Genomic DNA, 22,711 nt, shown 5'->3' on the forward strand with positions numbered 1-22,711 from the left:
GGGGGGCATTCTAGGGCTCCGGCGGCGGGTCCGCAATAAAGCGCTGTAGCAAGGTGCCGTCTTGTCTGAAGACGCGCACCGTGGGCGGGGCGCCCGGGCAGTGTCCTTCGCCCATGACGACTTCGTCGATGCCGTCCCCATCGACGTCCAGCGCTGCCACATTGGCGCCGCATCCTCCCTCATCGCGGCCCTCGGCGTAGAAGTAGTTCTGCAACTTCCCGTCCCAGGAGTAGAGGCGGATGTGGGGCGGGTGCCCTTGCAGGGCGCCTGGCGCGGCCACCAGGCCCCAGCCGCCGGATCGCAGGCGCAGGGCGGCCAAGCTCAGCCCGTAATCGGTGTTGAAGGCCTCCCAGCGGGTGCCCGGCCGGCCGTCCTCCCCCAGCGGGTAAACGAACCCGTGATTGACCGAGACAGGAGTGGGCCAGACCACCAGTCGTTTGGGATCGGGCAGCGCCAGGGCGCGCAGAGAGTTGACGAAATCCAGGCCCGGCAGTTCCCAGGTACGCAGCAATCCGCTTTCCAGGGAGTATTCGTAAACCGCCTTGGGGGCGTCCGGGCCCGGGCCGGGAGCCGCCAGCAGGGTTCCACGTGCGGCGCCCACCCAGGCTCCGTATCCCTGCTCGGGCAGGGAGAAGCGCCTGAGTTCACGTCCCCCCAGGTCGAAGATGCGGATCTGCGAGGGGGCCCGGACGCCGGGTCCGGGGGCCAGCGCTATCTCGTCTCCGGGAGCGGACGCAAAGTCGCCCACCGCAACGTTGCAGGAATAGCCCACCGACGGGAAGGATTCCAATTCGCCCAGCCGTTGGCCATCGGGGCGGAAGAGGCGGACCCGGCAAGGGTGATCGATGTCGGGGCCGGGAAGGGCGGCGATGAAGGGCCGGTTGGCGGCATCGTAACCCGCCGCCACCGCGACGCCGTCTCCGAAGTTGTCGTAGGGATGTCCCGCTTTGCCCACCCGGAACTGCTGCATTCCGTCGAACTTGAAGAAGAAGGAGACGAGCAGTCCCAAGAGGGCGTGGGACAGCGCTACGGCCCACAGGTTGGGGCGGCGCGAGAAGCTCCAGCACCAGACCAGTCCCCCCAGGAAAGAGGCTGCCATGAGGGGCCAGTTGGGAAGGTGAAAGAGGGCGAAGAGGGCTGCGGCGGCCAACACGGCGCCGTCTCGGCTGCCCAGCACGTCCTCCCAGCGCGCCAGCAGAAAGCTTTGCAGGATGAACTGTTGGGCCAGGGCCCAGGGAAGGTAGATCCAGGGCAGGCTTCCCTGCTCGGGCTGCAGCCGCCCGCCCAGCCCGGCCAGCAGCAGGATGGCGGCTGTCAGGGCCAGCGTCAGCGGCAGCAGCAGGCGCAAGGAGGCCGCCAGGTTATCGAGGCGCAGGCCCATTTCCCGGCGTCCGCCGCTGAGCAGCAGGTTGAGCAGCAGAATCAGGAAGCAGCCCAGGTAGACGCCGCCCAGAATCCACCCGTCGTAGTACTCGAAGCGTCCCCACCACAGGTAGCCCCAGATCAAGGCCGAGAAGAAGGCCAGAAGCAGCAGCGAGCTGAGGCGCCGGTGGCGGCTTAACCAGTTGCCCGAAGGTGAGAGGTGGTGCTGCGCGCTCGACATAGTCCGCTGCGGACTGATGCGTCCGCGAGCAGGCAGTGTAGCGCCGCCGGGCCTCCTGGAGCAAACCGGCATCCGGGTTCGCCGAAAGCGAGCGATTCCCTAGCCCGCGACTGTGTTGGAGGTCAATGTGGGCCAGAAACGAGCGATTCGCCCTCCTTCGCCAAAGGTTACGGAGGGCGAGGCAAGGCTTTGGAGGGGCCGCCGACCCACCGTCTCAAAGCTTGAGTCCGGGCTCGCTGAAGGCGAGCGATTCGACTAGCCCTCGATTAGCATTAGCCCAGGGTGCAGCACCGTCTCAAGGCTCAAGTCCGGGCTCGCTGAAGGCGAGCGATTCGATTAGCCCAGGGTGCAGCCCGCGGCAAGCGAAGCGCAGCAAGGGCGAAACCCTGGGTACGGTGCTTCACCTATAGAGTTAGGATGCAGCATGGCCCAAGTTAAGACTCTTCTGGCGCAGCACTAGCCGCCAGCAGCGATTTCTGGGGACTGGACTCCTGCACGACGGGCAGGCGCCAAGAACTGCCCGTGGGAGGCAGCGTGATCTTCAAGGCACTGGCAGCACACGTAGTGCATGGGGTTGCAGGCTACGCAGCGCAGCCGCGTGGGCCGTCCGCATTGGTGACAGTGATCGCCGGCCAGGGAATGAAAAACCAGGTTCCTAGGGTCGCTCATGATCATGCTCCGCATAAGGTACAGACATGGCTTTGTCCCGCTGGCGGCATGGTTGGCCTGCAATGACGGCATGGGACCGGGTCGATTGGCATGGGACCGGGTCGATTGGCATGGGGCCGGGTCGAACGGCGGCATGGATACAGTCCCACCCGGCCTGATGCAATAACGGTAGCAAGCACCTCTGACAGCGAGCAGATTGCGTCCGCTTGATCTCGTCGGCCTCGGCGGCGACAATGACGGCTTCATGACGCGCTGGTTTTTCATCGGAGCGGCGGGGGCTTGCGGAACACTGCTGCGCTACGCCATCGACCTGTGGCTGGCTGAAAGGCTGGGCAAGTCCTTTCCCTGGGGTACGCTGACAGTCAATCTGCTGGGCTGCTTTTTCATCGGCGTGGCCCTCAACCTGCTGCAGGACCGCTTCTTGCTCTCGCCCTACTGGAGGGCGGCCCTGCTGATCGGGTTTCTGGGAGGCTTGACGACCTTTTCCTCCTTCGGCGTGCAGGCCTTCGGCTTTTTCAAAGCGGGGCAGGTGGAAGCGGCCCTGGGTTACATCGCCGTCTCCAACCTGGCCGGCGTCCTGTTAGTGTGGGCGGGATACGTCCTGGCCCGCTCCTTCTGATCTTTGGGGCGCCTCAGGATTCCATCCAAAACCAGCGTCTTGCGCGGGGACCGAAGGTGAGGCCGAAGCGCTGCATGCCCATGTCACGCGCCACGGTCGCCGCCTCCTCGGGCGAATCGGTGAGATGGATCAGCTCCAGGTCGCGCTCCGAGATGGTGCGTTCAGTGACGAACTTTTCCCGCAGCAGGTCCATGAGGGGTTGCCAGTAGTCGTTTCCCATCAAAATGATGGGAAACTGCCGGATCTTGCCGGTCTGAATCAAGGTGGCGGTTTCGAAGATCTCGTCCATGGTGCCGAAGCCTCCGGGAAGGACGACGAAGGCATAGGAGTATTTGACCAGCATGACCTTGCGCACGAAGAAATAGCGGAAGTCGATGGACTCGTCGAGGTAGGGGTTGGGCTTTTGTTCCCTGGGCAGTTCGATGTTGCAGCCGATGCTGCGTCCGTCCACGTCCTTGGCCCCTCGATTGGCGGCCTCCATGATGCCTGGCCCGCCTCCCGTCATGACGGTGAAACCGGCTTGGGCCAGGTGGCGGCCGGCAGCCCGTCCCAGTTGGTAGTAGCGGTGGTTCTCCGAGAAGCGGGCTGATCCGAAGACGGTGACGCAGGGACCCACGAAGTGAAGGGTGCGGAATCCTTTCAGGAACTCCCAACTGATGCGGAAGAGGCGCAGCAACTCGCTGCCACGCCGCTGGGGGCCCCGAAGGAACTCGATTTCGTCCTTGGCGGGACCGTGGCGAGAATTCGCCTGGTCTTCATCGGTGGACGGCGGGTGCGTTCGGTCCTGTGAGCTTTGCGGCATGGATTCATTCTAAAGCCGGCCCTTCCCGATGGCCACTTCCGTTAACGGATGCGGGGCCGCCCTTCTCCCGAATAGTGCGATGCCATTCGGAATGAGGCCTGTTAAGATTCACGCGCCTCCTCCCGTCGATAGTCGTAGAGAGACGTCTTAAGGAGAGAGCAATGACCCAGTTGTTTCAAGATCTGCGTTTCGCGCTGCGTACCCTTTTCAAGAACCCCGGTTTCACCATCGTGGCCGTCCTGGCTCTGGCGCTGGGTATCGGCGCCAACGCCAGTATTTTCAGTTTTGTCAATGCTTTTCTCTTACGGCCCATGCCTTTCGCCGAGCCGGAGCGGCTGGTTCATGTCTGGGGCACCGATTCCCGCCGCGGCTATGACAAGTTCCGCGTTTCGGTGCCCGAGTTCCAGGACTGGAGGGAGCGCGGCCGCTCCTTCGCCGATCTGGCAGCCTTCAACTACACCGAAGAAACGCTGACCGGACTGGATGTGCCCGAGAAGATCTCGGCGGGACGCGTTTCCTCCAACCTGATGGAGTTGTTGGGTGTCGAGCCGCTGCAAGGACGGGCTTTCCTGCCCGGCGAGGACTCGCGGACCGCCACTCCCGTTGCCGTCATCAGCGAGCGGCTGTGGAAGAACCGCTTGGGCGGGGAAGCCGTCCTGGGACAGCCCATTGAAATCAACGAAACGGCCTACGCCATCATCGGCGTCATGCCCGACCGCTTCCGTTTCCCCCTGCCCACCACCGATGTCTGGATGCCCCGCATCATGGATCGGGAGTGGGAACGCGACCGCCACTTCCTGCAAGTGGTCGGACGCCTGCGCCAGGACGTCAGCCGCCAGCAGGCTCAAGAGGAGATGGACCGCATTTCCGCCGATCTGCGCCAGGAATACCCGCAGCTTCAGGGCGACCGCGGGGCCAATGTCACCGATCTGCGCAGCGCCCTCAACTTTGCCCACGACATCATCCAGCCCATGTCGGGCATCCTCCTGGCGGCCGTTGGCTTCGTGTTGCTGATCGCCTGCGCCAACGTCGCCAATCTTCTGCTCTCGCGCTCGGCGGCGCGTCGGCGCGAGATCGCTCTGCGTTCGGCCCTGGGCGCCGCACGCGGACGCCTGCTGCGACAGTTGTTGACGGAAAGCGCCGTCCTCTCTTTGATGGGAGCCGCAGCCGGATTGCTGTTGGCCCACTTCGCCTCCTCGGCAATGGCCTCGCTCATCCCGGCCGACCTCTACAAAGTCGGCGCCATCGGACTGGATTTCTCCGTATTCCTCTACACGCTGGCTCTGGCCCTGCTCACGGCCCTGATCTTCGGAACCCTGCCGGCCCTCAGGCTGGCCCGCTCCAACCTGGTCGACAACCTCAAGGAAGGCGGTGCGGGAAGCGGCTGGGGACGCTCCTCGGGGCGCATGCACGGCCTGCTGGTGACGGCCGAGATCAGCATGGCCATCATTCTTCTTGTCGGCGCTGCACTGATGGTCCGCTCCTTTCTCAACTTGCAGGACATCGATCCCGGCTTCGAGGGCCGTCCGGTCCTCACCGCCAAGCTGGAGATCCCCTCCAACCGCTACGGCGAAGCCGACCAGCGGCGCCTCTTTCATCGGCGGCTGATTGAAGAGGTGGGGACGGCGCCCCAGGTTTCAGCCGCAGCCACCGTCAACCTGTTGCCGCTCAACCATGAGACGGACGCACGTGAATTCTCTATCGTTGGACGTCCCACGGCGGACTCCTCGCCACGCTACGCCACCGCCTTCACGGTCAGCCCCGAGTACTTCAAGGTGCTGGGAGTTCCCATCTTGCAGGGACGTGGGCTGCGTGCCAGCGACGATGAAAACGCCCCCCTGGCGGCCGTCATTTCGCAGAGCATGGCCGACCGCCACTGGCCCCGGGGCAATGCGCTGGGGAGCCAGATCGAAGTCGAACACCTGCCCCAGCCCGTGACGGTGGTGGGAATCGCGGCCGACACACGCCAGACCGACCTGGCCGAGGCGCGCCAGTCGCTGCTTTTCCTGGGCCAGATGCAGATCCCGTCCCGCTACTTTCGCGTGCTGGCCCGCAGCCAGGGCGACCCTCGCCAGTTGGCGGGCACTGTGCGCGCCGCTTTGGCCCGCATCGACGCCACCATCCCGCTGACTGAGGTGCGTACTCTGCAGGAGGTGGTCGAAGAGTTCCTCCTGCCCCAGCGCACCCTGACCCAGTCATTAGGCATCCTGTCTTCGGGAGCGCTTTTGCTGGCGGCTATCGGCATTTACGGGCTGATGGCCTTCTTCGTGTCCCAACGGGTGCGCGAAATCGGCATCCGCATGGCGCTGGGAGCCCGACGCCAGGACGTTCTTACAATGGTCTTGGGACGGGTGGGGCGATTGGCGGCCATCGGGGTCGTGATCGGACTGGCGGGAGCGTTTGCGCTGACCCGCTTCATGGCTGCCTTCCTGGAAGGGGTGCAGCCGGCCGACCCTGTCAGCTTCCTCATCATCGCGCTCTTGCTGGGGGCCGTGGCGGTGGCTTCAGGCCTGATCCCCGCCGCACGCGCTTCGCGCATCGATCCGCTGACGGCCTTGCGCCACGAGTAGGGGTTGGATGGGCTGATCATCCCTCGCTGAAGCACCGCCGCTTCATGCCCCTGATCGACTGGCTCGGACGCACCGCGCAGGAGCCGATGAATCCGCCGCCGCCAATGGCGAGAACCTTCATCCATCACCTCCCCGACCATTAGGTCCTACGGCCGACGCCGATGAAGATGTCGCCGAACCAGACTGTCGTAACCTCCCCTTGCGGCCTGATTCCCTGCCGCTCCATTTCGGCCAGGAACGCCTTGAGGGAGAATCTGTTTTCTGTGGGGTGATCCAAGAAGGTCCGAGTCACCCATCGGTCCAGGGCTTTTTTCGCTATCTCTTCAAAAAGGAAAAGCCCGCCAGGTTTCAAGACGCGCGCGACTTCGCGGATGGCTCCCTGCCAATCGGGAATGTGGTGCACGATTCCGAAGTCGAAGACGGCGTCGAATTCAGCGTCGGGAGCTTTAATGGCGGTGGCATCGCCGACAGACAGGGTGAGCTTGTCGGCAGGAATGTGGGAGAGTCGCTGCTTAGCCTGTTCGATCATGGCTGGGTCGAGGTCCAAGGCCGTGACATGGCCGGCGCCGAATCGCTTGAAAATGACCTCGACGCCTACCCCGCGTCCGCAGCCGATCTCAAGAACCCTCTTCCCCTCCAGCCGTCCGCCCTTGCTCAGCAAAAGACGCGCTTCAAGATGATGCTGCAGGAGGGCCCGAACCGGGTTGTTTACCAATGCCCGTTCCCAAAGATTGAGCTTCACTTACTGGCCTCCCTGGTGAAAACAAAGCAGCGCACGAAAGGGGTCATGGGCCGTTCCGAGCGAAAAGTGAGTCCCGCCTGCCGGGCTGTTTTCATCCATTCAGATCTGGAGAAGAAGTGCAGGAATCCTGGCCCATAGGCGATGAAATTCCACAAATCGCGCAGATGTTCGACGAGAATCAGGTCTCCTTGGGGATGCAGCACCCGCCGGATCTCCGTGAAAAATCGAATCCGGTCATCGGGGTCACGCAGCTCGTGGGCGGCGAAAATCAGGAATACGGCATCGAGAGCACCCTCTTCAAAGGGCAGCGCCCCAGAGTCTGCGGTAGCCCGCTCACCGGCCTGAGATACCGTGGAGCGGGCTCGCCGGATCGACCCTTCCGACATCTTGTCGGCATCAAAAATGTCGAATGCACCACCCTGCGACTCAGGAAAAAGCCGCCGAATCGCCTCGCTCGACTCGTCCAACCCCGCATGAAAACTGGCCCACTTCCCGGGGGAGGAGTTCAACTCACCCGCCAACCAACGCCAGCTATAGAGGGGAGAGAGATCGTAGACGTAGTAGGAGGCGAGCAGCGAGGTCAGGGACCAGAAGGTCGTTGCCCCGATACCTACCGTCACCATGACGGCCACCGGCGGCCAAAGCTCGGCCAAAAAAAGCAGAGCAATTCCGCCAACGACCACCATCAAGGCCAGGACATAGAAGGGCCAGTTGTAGCGGATGATCTGCCGGACTCCCTGAAAAGGCCGTCGAGTCACGACGGCTGCTTCGCTAGCGGCTCTCGCCATCCGCGCTCCCATCGGTAGGGTACATCGGCCAGGTAGAAGGCATTCGCCAGCAGAGGCTCAGCCTCGTTGAAGGGCGACGATTGCAGGAAGGTGTTTTTATGGACTTCGACCCGCAGCGGCTGCGGCTTCCAGTTGCTGCGCCTCCCGCGCACGATCACCATAGAATGCGATTCGGGTTCATAGTCGAAGGTATGCGGCAAGGGGCCCGCAAACCGCCGTGCCGTCTTGATATCGGGAAAGGGTGATTCTTCGGGCAGGGGACCCGGCAGATGCGATACATGGGCCGTGACGTCGAGATCGGCTTCTCCACCAGGAGTCCTGACTGTGATGCGGAGCATGCCGTTCTCGCTTTCCTTTCGCACTTGAGCTCTGCGGTAGCCGTAGCGGGTCAACAAGTTGCCACAGCTCACCATCCAGGAACGGTCGGCGTCGCTGCGCAAGATCTTGAGTCCCCGCAGCATCTGGCCGTTACGCGGCTTCAGGCGAGTGAAGATGCGATAGCCGGTGAGGAAGAAGCCTCCTCCCAAGGCGCCTGGCAGAAAGGCAGGGCGAAGTCGTCTGGTCTGCACCATCGCCACGGCCAGGAATCCGTGTCCCTCATAACCGTCCAGTTCGAGGCCGGGAGGAAGCAAGGGAGCCAGAAGGCCGCGGGGATAGGCATAGGTCAATACCAGAACCTGCTCAAAGTGAGCTTTGATCGGGATCAGATGCCTTTTGAAAAGATGCAACATCCCTGAAACTCCTGACTGAATCACAATCTTAGCAGGCAAACAGAGATGGGGTGGGATCATCCGGCATTGATGCCGGCGGCGTGGCCGATGATTGCCACGAGATCGATGAAGGCGTGAGCGACGATCGTCATGGTCGGTCGCGGTACCAAATGGTTCCAAACCACAATCAAATCGCAATGGGAAGCCAGCCCGCTGCGCCAGCGACCGCAAGATAATCTTGCGTCCAGATTAGGCGGTGGTGCAAATTTATTGGAAGTAACTCGTTTATTTTCAACAGTTTAGGGTGTAGACGATGCCGGGCGGCACCGAGTTTGCGCTCATGAGGCCCTATGAGCAAAGAAAACGGCTTTCGCGACAACCGACGGGTGCTGACCAGTTGGCTGGCACCCCTTGAAAAGATAACGCTGCGCTGGATGGCCCGGCGTACTCCCCAGGCTATCCACTCCGACCACCTGACCCTGCTGGCATTGCTTGCCATGGTGATGGCAGGCGTGGCCTACGTCTTCAGCCGGCAGGAGCCCCAGTTGCTGCACCTGGTCAACTTCGGACTTTTTCTGCACTGGCTGGGCGACAGCATGGACGGTACTTTGGCGCGCTACCGCAACCGTCTGCGTCCCCGCTACGGATTCTACGTCGACCACATCCTGGACTGCTTTTCGGCGGCCTTGCTGCTGGGAGGGCTGGCTCTCTCGGGCTGGATGAGCCCTTGGGCGGCGTTAGTCCTGCTGGCCGCTTTTCTGCTCCTCTCGGCCAACAGCTATCTGGCCGCCTACACGCTGGGGGACTTCCGCATCTCCTTCCTCAAGTTCGGTCCTACCGAAGGCCGTCTGCTGCTGGCCATGGGAAACCTGAGCCTTCTCTATTTCGATCCCTTGCTCATCCTCAATGGGCGCCAATACCTGCTCTTCGACTTCGGAGGGTTGCTGGCGGCTGGAGCCATGGTGGTCATCCTCATCGTCTCGGTGGTCCGGAATTCGCTTCGGCTTTACCGCATGGAGCGCATTTGATGTCGGCCCGGGCGGAAGGAGAAGGACGCCTCATCCACCGCCTCCTCAAGTTCTACTCGGTCGGATTTGTGGGAATCGGGGTACAGGCCGGCATGCTGGCCTTGCTCACTCGCGTGCTGGGACTGCATTACCTGATAGCGGTGGCTCTGGCGGTCGAGTGCACGATTCTCCATAACTTCATCTGGCACCAGGAGTGGACCTTTCGCCAGCGCCGGCGGCCGGGGGCCTCGTTCCTGGTGCGCTTTTTGCGCTTCAACCTCAGCGCCGGAGCTTCGGCCCTGCTGGGCAACCTGCTGGTGACGGCACTGCTGGTGGAGGTCTTCGCCCTGCCTGTCCTGCCCGCTAACCTGGCCGCCATCGCAGCCTGCTCAGTCTTTAACTATCTGGCTTCAGACTTGTGGGTGTTCAGGAGGCGCTAGATGGGAAGAACTTGGGGGCGGCGGTCCTGGTCGACGGTCACGATATGATTGCGGGGAACCTTTTCCCATCCGCAATCCTCGCCCAAGGGTTCTGAGGTGATGATGACGGTGCCATGGCCTTGCTGGTCGTCGATCATCCTGCAGACCCCGTTTTCACAGACGTAGTGGGTTCCCTCGTGCACATAGAGGGTATTGGGCTCGCCGCCCTGACTGCTCACCCAGCGGGTCACGACCGCCAGATTTCCGTCGGTCAAAGCCAGGTTCAAGGTACTGCGCTCGTTCTCGACCCCTGCTTCCTTACGCAACTCCTCGGAAGTCTCGATCACCTCGAGCAGAGCTGCTTTCATCTTCTCCAACTGGTAGGTGCCGTCATCTTGGCGGGCCCGGAAAGCATCGATGAAAAGGGCCATCAAGTGCTCGCTGTCGGTGCTGCCTTTGACAGCGTCGTAGGCCTCGTCGGAGAGGCGAGCCTGCAGCCTGCGCTTGATCCGGCGAAACCCGCCCAGAGTGCCGTTGTGCATGAATGCAAACCGCTCCCAGGCGAAGGGATGGCAGTTGAATTGAGTCACGGAAAGGCCGAGCGTGGCGGCCCGCACGTGAGCCAGGATGCAGTGGCTGCGGGTCACCGGCGCGATCTGGCGCAGGTTGAAGTCATTCCAGGCCGGCGAGATGTCTTTGAAAAGCGTCGGCTCACCCTGTCCCAGCGGGTCATACCAGGCAATGCCGAAGCCGTCTCCATTGAGCGGCTCTGCCGCCTCGCGCGAGCGATAACTCTGGTGAATGATGGAATTCGACGGCTCCGTCACCAGCGAACTGACCCTGATCTCGGGCCCCAAATAAAGAGCAAATCGGCACATTCTGCCCCTTCCTTCAGACGGTCTTCAGCGATCTATGGAAACCTCTCCTCCACCGCCCACTCTCGCTCATGGGTAGAACACTTTGGCCAGCTCACGCAGGACGGCAGGACCGTAATCCGTGTCTTTCGGGGCGAATTCGCCCTCGCCGGACACGGGGTTGATGTTCAGGTAGACCTCGGCCTCCTCTTCACCCAAGAAGAGCTTGAACACGATCCAGTCTCCAGGCTTAGTGGAGGTGAACCTGCCGGCGACAAGGTCGTCGCCGACATTCCGCCTCAGCGAGGTTCCCAGAATAGCGGTCGAGAACTCGAGGCGGTCCACTCGCTCTGGATGGGACGGGATGTCCGCTTCCGCCTCGATAGCGCGGGCGATTTCCTTTAAAAAATCTCTGCCGTCGGCATCTGGTTCCCGAATGATGGCGCCCTGCGAAAAGGCCATAGGTATTTCACCCTGAAGAGGCTTCAGCAGCATCTCCAGGCGAAAGGCGAAGGACTCCTCACCTGTGCTCCTTGACACCGCACGCCATGTCTTCAAGGTGCCTCCCGACGCTTCCTTTGAAGCCACTTCGGTCAGCGAAAAAGATCCGGGTTGATGAGACGGCAGCCGTTCAGAGGGGGAGGGCAAACACCCGCCTGCACTGAGCAAGCCGGCAAGCACGATGACGATTCCCCGCAACCTCATGGCCCGATATTCTCTCATGGATGGCAGTCCAGTAACACCCTCCATGCGAATTGAGAACGAGGGTGACTCACTCCTGGAGAACAGCCAAGCCGAGCTTGCGGAGGCGGGTTGTAACTGTACGTGCTTCAGCAACAGCAGCGAGGAATCGTGTTGACAAGCCCGATTGCGGGATCTATTTTGCTGAATGTCGTGGTTAGTTCAGGACAACCCCCTAAGCAACGCAATTCGTCCTTGCCGAAACGTATCGGAAAGTATCAGATTGTTGAAATGCTGGGGAAAGGGGGGATGGGGACGGTCTACAAGGGCTACGATTCTTCCTTGCAGAGGTTTGCGGCCATTAAGGTAATGGAGGAGATACACCGCCGCGACGAGGACCTCCGGGAGCGTTTCTTCCGCGAGGCTCGGGCTGTCGCCCGGCTCGATCACGAGAACATTGTTGCCATCTATGAACTCGACGAAGATCCCAAACTTCCTTTCATCGCCATGGAGTACGTGGAGGGCATGGACCTCCATCAGCTTTTGAAAAGGGGGCGCCTTCCTCTCCTGCGGGACAGCTTGCGCATGGTCATCGAGGTCTGTCGGGGACTCGGCCACGCCCACGGGCGTGATCTGGTTCATCGCGACATCAAGCCCTCTAACATCCGGCTGGGGCCAAATCGGAAGGTCAAGCTTCTCGATTTCGGGATCGCCCGTCTGCACGAGGAGCCCGACACAAAGCGATTGACTCAGACAGGCCAGATCGTGGGAACGCCCGACTACATGTCCCCGGAGCAGGCCGCCGGGGAAAAAGAGGTCGATCTTCGATCCGACATCTTCAGCTTGGGTTCGGTGCTCTATGAGCTTCTCGCCAGCAAGCCTCCCTTCTCTTCCAGCAAGGTCTCCACGACTTTGGCCCGTATCATCTCGGCATCTCATCCTCCGCTGCAGACCATCTATCCCGGCTTTCCTTGCGAGATGGAACGGATCGTCGAACGCGCTTTAGCCAAATCACCCAATAACCGATATCAGAGCTGCGCCGAGATGGAAGCGGACCTGAGCGCGTTTCTCAAGAACCTGCCCGACCATTACAAGAAGACCTTGGCAGTGGTGCGCAAATTGGAAGAGCAGTTGCGCGTGACGCAGACGGGGGTGGAGGGTGATGATCTCGACCTGCGGCCTCGGCGCGAAGGCGTGGAAGACTTGGGAATTCTATTGGATTATGGACGCGACTTGCGGCGAGCATTGGCAGCCTTGGATACCGAGCCGGCCCAGTATAGGCGCCAATATCGAGCCGCCCACAAAGCCTGGCTGCCGCGGTGGGCCTGGATAACACTGTCGGCAATACTGTTGGCAGCGGTCGGTGCGACCTGGTATTTAGCCAGTGACGGCTCGGGCAGCGACAGTCCTGGAGGCACAGGGCAGGCGGCGGCAGAGGAGCAGAGGGGCGGCATCCCAGGTTCGGATTCAGGCAGCCAAGACGGGCGGTCACCGCCGCCGGTCACTGGAGCCGCTGGAGGCTCCGCCGACTTTCCCGCCACCATTACGTTGGGAGGGACGGAGATGGTGCTGGTGCCGGCGGGGGAGTTCCTCATGGGGAGCTCTTTCGGAGAGGGCTGGTTGGATCAGGATGGCTTGGAGAACGAATCCCCTCAGCGCCGCCTTTTTCTGAAAGCCTTTTACATTGACAGGTTCGAGGTTTCCAACCGGCGCTTTCTGGAATTCGTGCGTGATACGGGAAGGACGCAACCTCTAGGCCCCGCATTCGATCCGGATTATTTTTATACCAAGCCGGATTATCCGGCGGTGGGAGCGGATTGGGGTTCGGCCCGGGAATTCTGCCTCTGGAAGGGGCAACGGCTTCCCAATGAAGCCGAGTGGGAGAAGGCCGCCCGCGGTCCCGAGGGACGACCCTATCCCTGGGGTGAGGCGTTTGAGGAACACTTGGCCAACCTGGGCGGCCCGGACGATTATCCCGAGCTGGCTCCCTGCGGCGTTTTTCCGCGCGACCGCAGCCCTTATGGGGTCATGGACATGGCCGGCAATGTATCGGAGTGGGTGGCCGACGATTACCGGCTTTATCCGGGCAATCCCGGCGCCATCCCTGCTGAGCAGCGCGGACACAAGGTGATCAAGGGAGGATTCTTCGGTATAAACCGCTTCAGGGATAAGCTGGCCAGGGCCGCCTACCGGCTGCCGATGAAGCCGGAGGCCCAGTTGCCCGCCATCGGATTCCGGTGCGCTGCAGACGCAAAGGCCGCCCTCGGCCTTAGCCCAAGTCAGTGAAGCGCAGAACCAAGGCGGCAGACCTGAGACTCAACTGGATCTATGCTAGACTGTTTGTAACTTAAGCAAGCCGCGAGTTGAATCGCCCAAGTTTGAAGTATCTCGCGGCAGGCCGAATCGCAGAATCAGTAAGTCTCAACTCAGCAAGGGGGAGTAGCGATGCGCCTGACCATTGCCGCATTGGTGCTGATCGGGCTGCCTTCCGTGGGGGTGCTCTGCGCTCAGCAGCAAGAGAGCCAGACCGTCAAGTCGCGGGATGCCCGTATTTTCGAGATGTACTACAGGGACACCCTGGTCCGCACCGAGAAGGACGAAAAAGCCTCTGGACCAGAGGTTGCCCGGCCTTCCGCCGGGGCGCAGTCATCAAGACTCGAAGTGCCTGCCAACTATTCCGAGAAACTGGCCCGGCGGGTCGGACTCAAGTACAAGATCAAACGCTGCACAGGCGAATGCACGGTGGAGGATGTCGACCAGAGTCACATCTTCTATACCGGAGACAAAATCCGCTTGGAAATCGAAGCCAACATCGACGGATATCTCTACATCATCAACAAGGGCAGCACCGGGCGCACCAAGACGCTTTTCCCCGAGCCCTCGCTCAACGGCGGCACAAACCTCATCCAACGGGGCGTGAGTTATTCTATCCCTTCCGAGGGCTGGATCACATTCACGAAGCGGCCGGGGCGGGAGCAAGTGATCATCATTGTCAGCCGGACGCCCTTGCAGTCGCTTCCCGAGCAGGCCTCCGAAGCCGCCTCGACGGTTTCGGCCCTGCAAGTGGTGGACGAACTCAACCGCAAAGTAAAGGCCCGCGACTTGGTCATCGTGCGTGAGCGGGGTCCTCGACGCCAGGGCGCCCCTCCCGGCGTCCAGTCCACCCTGGTGGTCAACAAGTCAGCGGAGGAAAACCAACTGGCCTACACGGAAATCGTCCTCCAGCACCGTGCCCGCCCAGGCCGCCAGCAACTTGAGAACCGATGATGAGCCTGTTTCCCATTCTGGCTGCATTGCTGGCGGTACCGACAACAGGCCAGCCGCTGAAGAGCGCCGTGGCCGCCGTAGGCCAAGTGACAGCCTCGGAGCCCGATGCCTCGGGAGCATTGCAGGTGCGCAGCCGGGGCTCGGGAGTCCTCATCGATCCCCAGGGCGTTTTCGTCACCAACCTGCACTTGGTCCATGACGGACGCCACTTCCATCCTGTGGTTCACTTCCGCCTTCCCGACCCCCAGGACCCTTTTCAGGATCCCGACCCGCAACGGCGATACCGGGCGCGGCTGGTGGCCCATGACTCCCATCAAGACTTGGCCCTTTTCAGGCTCACCCAGGACAGCCGGGGCGCCCCCCTGGCACCGGACAGCCGCTTCCCCGCCGCCAGCCTGGAAGAGGTTGGCCCTCTGGAGGTGCTTTCCACCGTCTATGTGGTCGGGTATCCCATCGTCGGCGGCACAACGCTGACGGTCACGCGGGGACAGGTTTCAGGCCGTGAGGACTCGGCAGGCTGGATCAAGACCGACGCCCAGATCCTCCAGGGCTGCAGCGGAGGAGCACTGATGGACGACGTCGGTCGCCTGGTCGGCGTTGCGACCCGGGTAAGCCCGGACCTGCGCGAGTTGGACACCGATTCTGACGGGTTTCCCGATACCCTCATGGTGCTGGGCTCGGTGGGCTTGGCCCGCCCCGTGCATCTCGTCAAGGCGCTGGCCGACAAACTCGGCCAAGACGGCCTCCCGGCGGACCCTCCCGTGTTGAACTCCGCGGCGAGCTTGTTGCGCGGACGGGTCGAGGGCAAAGACGGCCAGGCCCTGCCAGGAGTACTGGTGGGGTTGCTCAAGCCGGGCAGCAGGTTGGCCAGCTTGGACAATCTGGTCACTTGGGCCCGCTCCGATGAAGGGGGACGGCTTGTCTTCCGCGATGCGGTCAGGCCCGGCCGCTACACCGTCCGCGCCAGGGCCGAAGGCTTTCTCACCTACCTGGAAGATATCGAGATCGATGGTTTCTCTTCCGATCTGATCATCCGGCTCAGGCCCCTGGCGGAACCCAAAGAGAAGGAGGAGCGGTGAAAAGACACGTCCATCCGCCGCTTGCCATCGGGCGAGCCGCCGCCTTTATACTGATGTTGGCGGCGGCATCTGCCGGAAACCAGCTGGCAGCTTCTGAGCAGTGGGCTGTGGTCATCGGCATTTCCGAGTTTCAGCTCCTTCCTGAAGAACAGTGGCTGAACTACGCTCATTCTGATGCGCGCAGCTTTGCCGATGTCCTTAAGAGCCGGCGCGTGGGCGTGCCTCCGGAAAACCTGCGCCTGTTGCTCAACCGCCAGGCCACCACCCGGAACGTCAAGCATGTGCTGGGAAGCTGGTTGAGAGACCGGGTGGAGCCAAAGGACACCGTCTACCTCTATATCGCCTCCCACGGAGTCGTGACCAAGCGCAAGGAAGCCTATTTCATCACCTACGACACCGACCCAGCCAGCCTTTATGCCACCGGCTTTCCCATGGCAGAGCTGAGGCGCGTACTTTCGGAATTGCCAGCCCGAAACCTGATCGTGGCTTCGGACGCGTGCAAGAGCGGGAACGTGGGTCCCGAGCTGTTCGACAGCCGCGACCTGGAAATGCCAAGCATCAACGATCATTTTAAGGAACTGGTTCCTCAGGACGGACAGGGCAGCTTCGACGCCTCGGGCCTGGCCGATGAAAACAGCGAGATTCAGCCCTCCAGGTTTGTGCTCACAGCGGCCGGCAGCTTCGAAAAGTCCTTTGAGTCGGAACAGTGGGGCGGAGGAGTCTTCACTCACTTCCTGGTGGAGGGCCTCAGGGGTCTAGCCGACCGTGACCGCAACGGGCGTGTCAACGCCAACGAACTCTACGACTACGTACGCGAGAACGTCCGCAACCGGACCGACAATAAGCAGAATCCGATGGTGATAGGAAGCGAATACGACGGCCGTTTGGTCTTGGCCGTGGCTCCCGGAGCCGTTGGGCCGACCACTGTCCCTTTCAGCGCCGACGCGCTCCCCGCGACCAAGTCCGCCGCAGCTAAGGCTGCGGACAGCAGCACCAAAGGCGCCCTGCTGATCAGCGCCAACGTGGGGGGAGTCCGCTGGACCATCGACAATGTGGTCCAGCCCGACTTGGCTTCCGGCGAACGGCGCCTCCTCCACCTGCCTCCGGGCGGACATACGCTGACGGCCCAAAAGGACGGCTTCCATCTGCACGTCGCATCCGCCGCTGTACCCCCCGGCCAGCAGATAGCTGTGGAGCTGCGATTGGAACCCGAGGTCCTCACGCCCGACTTGACCCCACGCCTGGACGACCTCATCGAGCGCTACAAAGTGGGCGAGCCAACCGTTGCCGGCGACTTGGAGGAAATTGTAGACGAAGTCGCGGCCATCCACGCCCGTCGGGCCTTGTTGCCCGAAGAGCGCCGCTGGCTAGAGGACGCAGTGGCCCTGCTGGTTGATCGCTATACTAGCGAACAGAAGTCCCGGAAGCTCTCGGCTTTGATCGACAAGTGCATCAAGAGCTTCTCTTTCTTTCCTTACGCCCTCACCGTCGGTCGACCCATCGACCGGCAGGCGCTGGTTGGGGAGGAAATCGGTTTCCTGCGACTGCGCTTGCAGCCTCGGGCCGCTCATCTGGAAATCGACTCCTCCTATTACGGGTTGCTTCCCGAAGGCCAGAGCGATATTCTCCTGGCAACAGGGCCTCACGACATCCGGCTTCACCGGGACGGATTTCTTCCCCAGAACAGACACGTCGAAGTAATGGAGTTCGACAAACCTCCGGACGCTGCCGAAGCGGCCCGGCGTGCCGGACCAACGTCCCTGGAGCTAGAGGTTTCGCTGCAGTTGGAGGCGCTGGACGTTTTCGTTTTCGCCGACAGCGGCGCCTATGATGTCGCCTCAGACCCGCCCGGAGAGGTCTCCCTGGTTGCCCTAAGTTCGCTGCTGCCACTGCTCCGGCCCGGCCAACAGGAGATCTTGCGGACCGCCGCCGGGGAAAGAGGACTGAACGCCTCGGCTTGGGTGGCTTCTTTGCGCGTTCGCCCCAGCGAGGCCGGGCCCCTGGCGCTGACCTTCAGCCGTCCCCGCCACGCTACGCACACGACCCAACTGCCCCTGGGAGACGAGCAGGTCTGGAAGGACGCCGCCCTTAGCGAAGGCGTCTTCGTCGCCGAGGACACTGTTCGCCTCGACCCGCTGCTGGGCACGCTCAATGTCTCAACCCAGCCGGAGGGGGCCCAGGTGATGGCTGGCGGAGAGGAATTGGGAGCAACGCCCCTGGAGAAGGAACTCCCGGTGGGCGAATACGAACTGCGCCTGCGCAAGGGCAAGCTGCGTCATAGGCAGACCCTGACGATCGAAGAAGGCCAGGTACGGGAAATCGACGTTCGCCTCAAGCCGCCCTTGGTCTTCCTGGGTACGCATTCGCCCCAGTTGGAGCCGGAGAGGACTGCCGAAATCGAACGCCGCATCCGTGACCATCTCCCCCAAATTTTTACCCATTACGCGATCAACTACCAGGATCCTTCCAAGTATGAGTACACCCTCGACTTCCTGCGCCAATCCTTCTCTCCCGGCAAAAGCGGGGCAATCGGCTCGGCCCTTCACCTGCAAGCATTGCGCGATCGGTTCGATTCCGATCTCTTTCTTTTCGCATATTTCCCCAGCGAGCGTGATTTTCTCGCCAACCGGCTCTCCTTCCTGCTCTTCTCGACCCTGTCCTCCCGAGCCGACCGGCGGGTGGTGGACGCCTATTCGGCCCAGGAGATCAGTCGCTTCCTTACGGTCGTCGACTCCACAGCCCTGCGCCCTGAGGACCTGTTTCGTGCCGACCTGGGACTCCAAACGATCGACACCTTGCTGAAAGGGCGTGAGTTGACCGTGGCCGTCGTCGATCCTCAAGGACCTGCCGCCCAGGCCGGCCTCCAGAGCGGAGAAGCCATTGTTAGAGTCGACGGCCAGGCGGCGACCTCCTCCTCCCTCAAGCAGACCATCCAGAGCAAACCGGCTGGAAGCAGCTTCAGGCTGGAAGTCAGAAGGGCTTCAGGGGAAACGGCAACGCTGCCAGTGGTCAGCCGGACCCTTCCCCGGCTCATGCCCGCGAGCGCTGGCCAAGCTCTCCTCAACGGTCTCCTGCTGCAGTTGGACTTGCTGCTGGAAGAGGCCGCCCCCGGCTTAGCGCGCAACATTGTGCTGCTCAATATGGCGCGCGTCTATATGGAGTTGGAGGACTGGCAGTCGGCCATAGAAGCACTCAACCGAATCGGCGTCGACCAGCCGGACAGCCGCATCCTCAAGGCTGCCGTAGCCTACCTGCGGGGTTTCGGCTACGAGCATCTGGATGAGTTGGAACTGGCGCGCCAAGCCTATCGGAGGGCAACCGGCGACGACAGCGTGGCATTGACTTCAAACCTGGGTTTCGCCTTTCAAGACTTGGCCCAATGGAGGCTGGATTACCTGCGATGAAGAGAAGCATGGTTAAGACGACCTTGATGACGGGGCTGTTGCTGGCCGCAATGACCCAGAAGGGAATGGCGCAGGCCGGCGAGGCTCGCCTCGAGACGGCTCTTTCCTTCGAAAAGGAGGGACGCTTCGAAGAGGCCCTGGTCAACTACGAGCGGCTCTTCGATTCGGGGGCTTCACAAGACATCGTATTGAAGGCCAAGCTGGGGGCCGGCCGCATCTACCTGGAAGTCATGGGCGAAGTGAAGAAAGCGTCGGCCCTCTTCAACGAGGTGAGCGCCCAAGTCACTTACCCCGATCTGGCTGCCCGGGCCTTGGCTGGCAACGGGAAGGCCTTGCTGGCCGCGGCCTCGGACGCCGACGACGTGGATCAAGCCGCTTCCGAGTTCGAAGCCGTCATGCGCACCTATCCCGATTCGCCTGCCATGACCGAGGCCCTGATGTCTTCGGCGCGCCTCTTCGAGATGCAGCGCAAGTATGACCGGGCGGTGAGCAACTATCAGGCTCTGGTCGTGGAACATCCGTCGGCGGAAAGCGTCAGCGAGGCCTTTCGCCGTCTGGGGCGGAGCCTGCTCAAGATTGGCGCTTTGCCTCCAGCCCTGGTCGCCTACCAGAAGGCTCAGGAAGGCCGAGCGGGGTCGGTAGAAGCCTTGTGGGCCCGGCAGGAGGCCACGCTCGTCTGCCGTCTTTTTCTGCCCCTTTCGCGTCAGCCTCCTTTTCAGGCCCGTTTGCTGGCATCCAAGTCGGATGCGCTCAAACTGGATTCCCCCAGCCGCATCGTCGTGCTGGAGGACGGCAATATCGAAATCGAGGACAAAAACCGTTTTTTCCGGCTCTCTCCTTCGGGAGAGCTTCTCCCCAGCCGAACGGCTAGCCGTTTCGACTTCCAGAGCCCGTCGGGACAGGGTTATCGGCTGACCCGCAACGGATTCTCAGCCGGGGACGGCGCCAGACCGCTCATCCCCTACTTCTTCAAGGAGGACAAGCGCAAGCACTTCAAAGAGATCACAGCCTTGGCGGCCACCCGTTATCAGACCATCATGATCTCCGCCAGAGATCCGGACGGGCTCTACTTCGTCGACCGGGAAAGCGGCGAGGCTTCACCCCGTCATGCTTCGGGGGGAGGCTCGCCGCGCATGCGGCTCGACTCCGAAGACAACTTCTACGTGCTGACCCGGGACGGATCGGCTGTCCTGATCCTCAACCGCTGGGGCTCCCTGGTCCATCGGGTGGACAAGGACTCGCTGGGCATGAAGGAGATCTCCGACTTCGCCCTGGACACTTTGGACAATCTGTATCTGCTGGACGAGAAGGGGCAGTTCATTGTCTTGGGAGCAGTGAGCCGCGCCGATGGACGGTACCTCAAGCCCCTCCACCGCCAACCCGTGCTCGACGCCCGGTCCAAGCCGCTTTCCGACCTCAGGGTCCTGACCGTTGACAAAGACGGCACCGTCTATCTGGCCTCGAAGAGGCAAGTCATTGCCTTACGATAGTTTGAGGCCTCCTTACAACCCCTTGGCCATCAGGTCGGCCAGGAGTTTGTTGAAGCGGGCGGGGTCGGGGAGTTCGCTGCCTTGGGAGAGGAGGCCGTAGCCCAGCAACAGGTCGGCGTAGTCGGTGAGGACGGGGTCTTCCTTGTCTTTGGACAGGCGGTCCTTGAGCGAGGTGATGACGGGGTGCTTGGGATTGAGCTCCAGGATGGGCTTGATGCCGGGGGACGCCATCTGAGCCTTTTCCATCAGACGCTGGAAATGGGGACTGGGATCGTGCTCGCCGCCCACCAGACAGGCCGGGGACTCGGTGAGGCGCTTGGAAAGGCGCACTTCGCGCACCTTGTCCTCCAGCTTTTCCTGCAGGAACTTGGTCAGGTCGGCGAAACTGCTGCGTTCTTCCTCTTCCTGCTTCTTGGCCTCTTCATCCTTCTCCTCTTCCTCAGCCAAGTCGAGTTCGCCTTTGGCCGCCGACTTGAGGGGCTTGTCCTTGACGTCAGTGAGTTGCTGCACCAGCAGTTCGTCCACCGGCTCGGTCAAGAAGAGCACTTCGATGCCCTTGTCGCGGAACGACTCCAGGTGAGGTGAATTTTCGACGATGGCGCGCGACTCGCCCTGCAGGTAGTAGATGGCTTTTTGACCTTCCTTCATGCGCTCCATGTAGCCGTCGAAGGTGGTCAGCTTTTCAGGGTCGTTCGAGGACTCGAACATGAGCAGGGGCAAGAGGCGCTTGCGGTTGTCGGGATCCTGTCCCACGCCCTCCTTGAGGATGGCGCCGAACTGCTTGTAGAACTTGAGATAAGTCTCTTCCTTCTCGCGCCGCATCTTGCCCAGCTCGTCCAGCACCTTGCGGGTCAGCCAGCGGCGGATCTGCAGCACGTGGCGGTCGTTCTGCAAGCGCTGGCGGGAGATGTTGAGGGGAAAGTCGGAGCTGTCGACGACGCCCTTGAGGAAGCGCAGGTAGCGGGGCAGCAGTTCCCGGCAAGCGTCCATGATGTTGACCCGCCGGGCGAAGAGCTGCAGGCCGTAATCGGCGTCGGGGAAGAAGAGGTCGAAAGGCGCACGGGAGGGAATGTAGAGCAGGGACTGGTACTCGCGCACCCCCTCGGCCCTGAAGGTCATCCTGGCCAGCGGATCCTCCCAGTCGTGGGCGATGTGCTTGTAGAACTCGTTGTATTCCTCCTCCTTGACTTCGTCGGCCGGACGCGCCCACAGGGGCTTCATCGAGTTGAGGGTCTTGTCTTCGTAGACGATTTCGGTCTTGCCGGCTTCCTTGGGCTTTCCCTCTTCGTCCTTCTCGCGCACCTCGCGCCGCTGGCGCATCTTGATGGGATAGGCCACGAAGTCGGAATAGCGTTTGACCAGCCGTTCCAGCAAAAAGCTCTGAGAGAAGTCCTCCAGTCCCTCGTCGCTGTCTGCGGGCTTGAGATGCAGCGTGATGGAGGTTCCGCGCTGCTCGCGTTGAGCGGTCTCCACCGTGTAGGTGCCGTCGGCCTGCGAAACCCAGCGGGTGCCGGTCTTCTGGTCGAAGCGGCGGGTTTCCACCTCGACCTGGTCGGCCACCATGAAAGCCGAGTAGAACCCGACTCCGAACTGTCCGATCAATTGGGCCGCCTGTTCGCTGTTCTTGGCCCGCTTCATCTTGGCGATGACGTCGCGGGTGCCGCTCTTGGCGATGGTGCCCAGGTTGTCGATGACCTCTTTGCGGCTCATGCCGACGCCGTTGTCTGAAATGGTCAGGGTGCGGCTGTCGGAGTCGGGATCGAGCCTGATTTCAAGTTCCTCCTCAGGATCGAGCAACTCGGGCTTCTTGACGGCCTCGAAGCGCAAGCGGTCCAGCGCGTCCGAAGCGTTGGAGATCAGTTCGCGAAGAAAGATCTCCTTGTCGGTATAGAGCGAGTGGATGACGATATCGAGAAGCTGCTTGGTCTCAGCCTGAAATTCATAGGTTTCGGTCTTGACGGCCATAAGATCCTTCCTGCCTTTAATCTTCGATATGGGAGCGGGTGC

General features: G+C 61.8%; 17 protein-coding genes. 9 read left to right on the top strand and 8 right to left on the bottom strand.

Annotation, left to right across the window (positions count from 1 at the left end; all coding sequences use genetic code 11):
* Nucleotides 1-10 precede the first annotated feature (10 nt).
* Complete coding sequence (locus VLU25_02805) at nt 11-1,603, bottom strand: CPBP family glutamic-type intramembrane protease (protein HSR66847.1); 1,593 nt, start codon at nt 1,601-1,603, stop codon at nt 11-13.
* Between the two features lie 913 nt (nt 1,604-2,516).
* On the opposite strand from VLU25_02805, the gene crcB reads away from it, so the two are divergent.
* Nucleotides 2,517-2,891, top strand: a complete 375-nt coding sequence (crcB, locus tag VLU25_02810) for a fluoride efflux transporter CrcB (protein HSR66848.1) — start codon at nt 2,517-2,519, stop codon at nt 2,889-2,891.
* 13 nt (nt 2,892-2,904) lie between these two features.
* On the opposite strand, the gene VLU25_02815 is transcribed toward crcB, so the two are convergent.
* Nucleotides 2,905-3,693, bottom strand: coding sequence for a TIGR00730 family Rossman fold protein (locus VLU25_02815; GenBank protein HSR66849.1), 789 nt, complete (start codon nt 3,691-3,693; stop codon nt 2,905-2,907).
* 161 nt (nt 3,694-3,854) lie between these two features.
* On the opposite strand from VLU25_02815, the gene VLU25_02820 reads away from it, so the two are divergent.
* Nucleotides 3,855-6,263, top strand: coding sequence for an ABC transporter permease (locus tag VLU25_02820; GenBank protein ID HSR66850.1), 2,409 nt, complete (start codon nt 3,855-3,857; stop codon nt 6,261-6,263).
* Nucleotides 6,264-6,402: 139 nt separating this feature from the next.
* Here the strand turns inward: VLU25_02820 and VLU25_02825 are convergent, their stop codons facing one another.
* The 3 genes from VLU25_02825 to VLU25_02835 form a co-directional block, all read right to left on the bottom strand.
* Nucleotides 6,403-7,005, bottom strand: coding sequence for a class I SAM-dependent methyltransferase (locus VLU25_02825; GenBank protein ID HSR66851.1), 603 nt, complete (start codon nt 7,003-7,005; stop codon nt 6,403-6,405).
* Nucleotides 7,002-7,691, bottom strand: a complete 690-nt coding sequence (locus tag VLU25_02830; protein ID HSR66852.1) for a class I SAM-dependent methyltransferase — start codon at nt 7,689-7,691, stop codon at nt 7,002-7,004. Before VLU25_02830 ends, VLU25_02825 begins: the two co-directional genes overlap by 4 nt.
* Before the next feature lie 68 nt (nt 7,692-7,759).
* Complete coding sequence (locus tag VLU25_02835) at nt 7,760-8,524, bottom strand: DUF2071 domain-containing protein (protein HSR66853.1); 765 nt, start codon at nt 8,522-8,524, stop codon at nt 7,760-7,762.
* Nucleotides 8,525-8,853: 329 nt separating this feature from the next.
* On the opposite strand from VLU25_02835, the gene VLU25_02840 reads away from it, so the two are divergent.
* Nucleotides 8,854-9,531 (top strand): CDP-alcohol phosphatidyltransferase family protein, encoded by a 678-nt coding sequence (locus VLU25_02840; protein HSR66854.1) that lies wholly within the window; start codon nt 8,854-8,856, stop codon nt 9,529-9,531.
* Nucleotides 9,531-9,950 (top strand): GtrA family protein, encoded by a 420-nt coding sequence (locus VLU25_02845; GenBank protein ID HSR66855.1) that lies wholly within the window; start codon nt 9,531-9,533, stop codon nt 9,948-9,950. The genes VLU25_02840 and VLU25_02845 overlap by 1 nt, the downstream gene beginning before the upstream one ends.
* On the opposite strand, the gene VLU25_02850 is transcribed toward VLU25_02845, so the two are convergent.
* Entirely contained in the window at nt 9,947-10,807 is an 861-nt protein-coding gene (locus VLU25_02850) for a class II glutamine amidotransferase (GenBank protein ID HSR66856.1), read from the bottom strand. The two genes, VLU25_02845 and VLU25_02850, sit on opposite strands and share 4 nt — an antisense overlap.
* Before the next feature lie 66 nt (nt 10,808-10,873).
* Nucleotides 10,874-11,488: a hypothetical protein gene (locus VLU25_02855; protein HSR66857.1), complete on the bottom strand. Its 615-nt coding sequence runs from the start codon at nt 11,486-11,488 to the stop codon at nt 10,874-10,876.
* 189 nt (nt 11,489-11,677) lie between these two features.
* Between VLU25_02855 and VLU25_02860 the strand changes: the two genes are divergently transcribed.
* The 5 genes from VLU25_02860 (at nt 11,678) to VLU25_02880 (ending at nt 20,704) form a co-directional block, all read left to right on the top strand.
* Complete coding sequence (locus VLU25_02860; protein ID HSR66858.1) at nt 11,678-13,750, top strand: bifunctional serine/threonine-protein kinase/formylglycine-generating enzyme family protein; 2,073 nt, start codon at nt 11,678-11,680, stop codon at nt 13,748-13,750.
* Between the two features lie 159 nt (nt 13,751-13,909).
* Nucleotides 13,910-14,731: a DUF4384 domain-containing protein gene (locus VLU25_02865; protein ID HSR66859.1), complete on the top strand. Its 822-nt coding sequence runs from the start codon at nt 13,910-13,912 to the stop codon at nt 14,729-14,731.
* Complete coding sequence (locus tag VLU25_02870) at nt 14,728-15,810, top strand: trypsin-like peptidase domain-containing protein (GenBank protein ID HSR66860.1); 1,083 nt, start codon at nt 14,728-14,730, stop codon at nt 15,808-15,810. The genes VLU25_02865 and VLU25_02870 overlap by 4 nt, the downstream gene beginning before the upstream one ends.
* Nucleotides 15,807-19,214: a PEGA domain-containing protein gene (locus VLU25_02875; protein HSR66861.1), complete on the top strand. Its 3,408-nt coding sequence runs from the start codon at nt 15,807-15,809 to the stop codon at nt 19,212-19,214. The genes VLU25_02870 and VLU25_02875 overlap by 4 nt, the downstream gene beginning before the upstream one ends.
* Before the next feature lie 8 nt (nt 19,215-19,222).
* A complete protein-coding gene (locus VLU25_02880) occupies nt 19,223-20,704 on the top strand; it encodes a tetratricopeptide repeat protein (protein ID HSR66862.1) in 1,482 nt (493 codons plus the stop codon).
* A 12-nt stretch (nt 20,705-20,716) separates the two neighbouring features.
* Here the strand turns inward: VLU25_02880 and htpG are convergent, their stop codons facing one another.
* Nucleotides 20,717-22,669, bottom strand: a complete 1,953-nt coding sequence (htpG, locus tag VLU25_02885) for a molecular chaperone HtpG (GenBank protein ID HSR66863.1) — start codon at nt 22,667-22,669, stop codon at nt 20,717-20,719.
* Between the last annotated feature and the right edge of the window lie 42 nt (nt 22,670-22,711).

The organism is Acidobacteriota bacterium (genome assembly GCA_035471785.1).
Lineage (GTDB): Bacteria > Acidobacteriota > UBA6911 > RPQK01 > DATIPO01 > JANQFM01.

Excerpts from the sequence above, each read along its gene's own strand:
- VLU25_02805 (HSR66847.1), bottom strand. The coding sequence starts at position 1,603 with ATGTCGAGCGCGCAGCACCACCTCTCACCTTCGGGCAACTGGTTAAGC.
- crcB (HSR66848.1), top strand. The coding sequence starts at position 2,517 with ATGACGCGCTGGTTTTTCATCGGAGCGGCGGGGGCTTGCGGAACACTG.
- VLU25_02815 (HSR66849.1), bottom strand. The coding sequence starts at position 3,693 with ATGCCGCAAAGCTCACAGGACCGAACGCACCCGCCGTCCACCGATGAA.
- VLU25_02820 (HSR66850.1), top strand. The coding sequence starts at position 3,855 with ATGACCCAGTTGTTTCAAGATCTGCGTTTCGCGCTGCGTACCCTTTTC.
- VLU25_02830 (HSR66852.1), bottom strand. The coding sequence starts at position 7,691 with ATGGTGGTCGTTGGCGGAATTGCTCTGCTTTTTTTGGCCGAGCTTTGG.
- VLU25_02835 (HSR66853.1), bottom strand. The coding sequence starts at position 8,524 with ATGTTGCATCTTTTCAAAAGGCATCTGATCCCGATCAAAGCTCACTTT.
- VLU25_02840 (HSR66854.1), top strand. The coding sequence starts at position 8,854 with ATGAGCAAAGAAAACGGCTTTCGCGACAACCGACGGGTGCTGACCAGT.
- VLU25_02845 (HSR66855.1), top strand. The coding sequence starts at position 9,531 with ATGTCGGCCCGGGCGGAAGGAGAAGGACGCCTCATCCACCGCCTCCTC.
- VLU25_02850 (HSR66856.1), bottom strand. The coding sequence starts at position 10,807 with ATGTGCCGATTTGCTCTTTATTTGGGGCCCGAGATCAGGGTCAGTTCG.
- VLU25_02855 (HSR66857.1), bottom strand. The coding sequence starts at position 11,488 with ATGAGGTTGCGGGGAATCGTCATCGTGCTTGCCGGCTTGCTCAGTGCA.
- VLU25_02865 (HSR66859.1), top strand. The coding sequence starts at position 13,910 with ATGCGCCTGACCATTGCCGCATTGGTGCTGATCGGGCTGCCTTCCGTG.
- VLU25_02870 (HSR66860.1), top strand. The coding sequence starts at position 14,728 with ATGATGAGCCTGTTTCCCATTCTGGCTGCATTGCTGGCGGTACCGACA.
- VLU25_02880 (HSR66862.1), top strand. The coding sequence starts at position 19,223 with ATGGTTAAGACGACCTTGATGACGGGGCTGTTGCTGGCCGCAATGACC.
- htpG (HSR66863.1), bottom strand. The coding sequence starts at position 22,669 with ATGGCCGTCAAGACCGAAACCTATGAATTTCAGGCTGAGACCAAGCAG.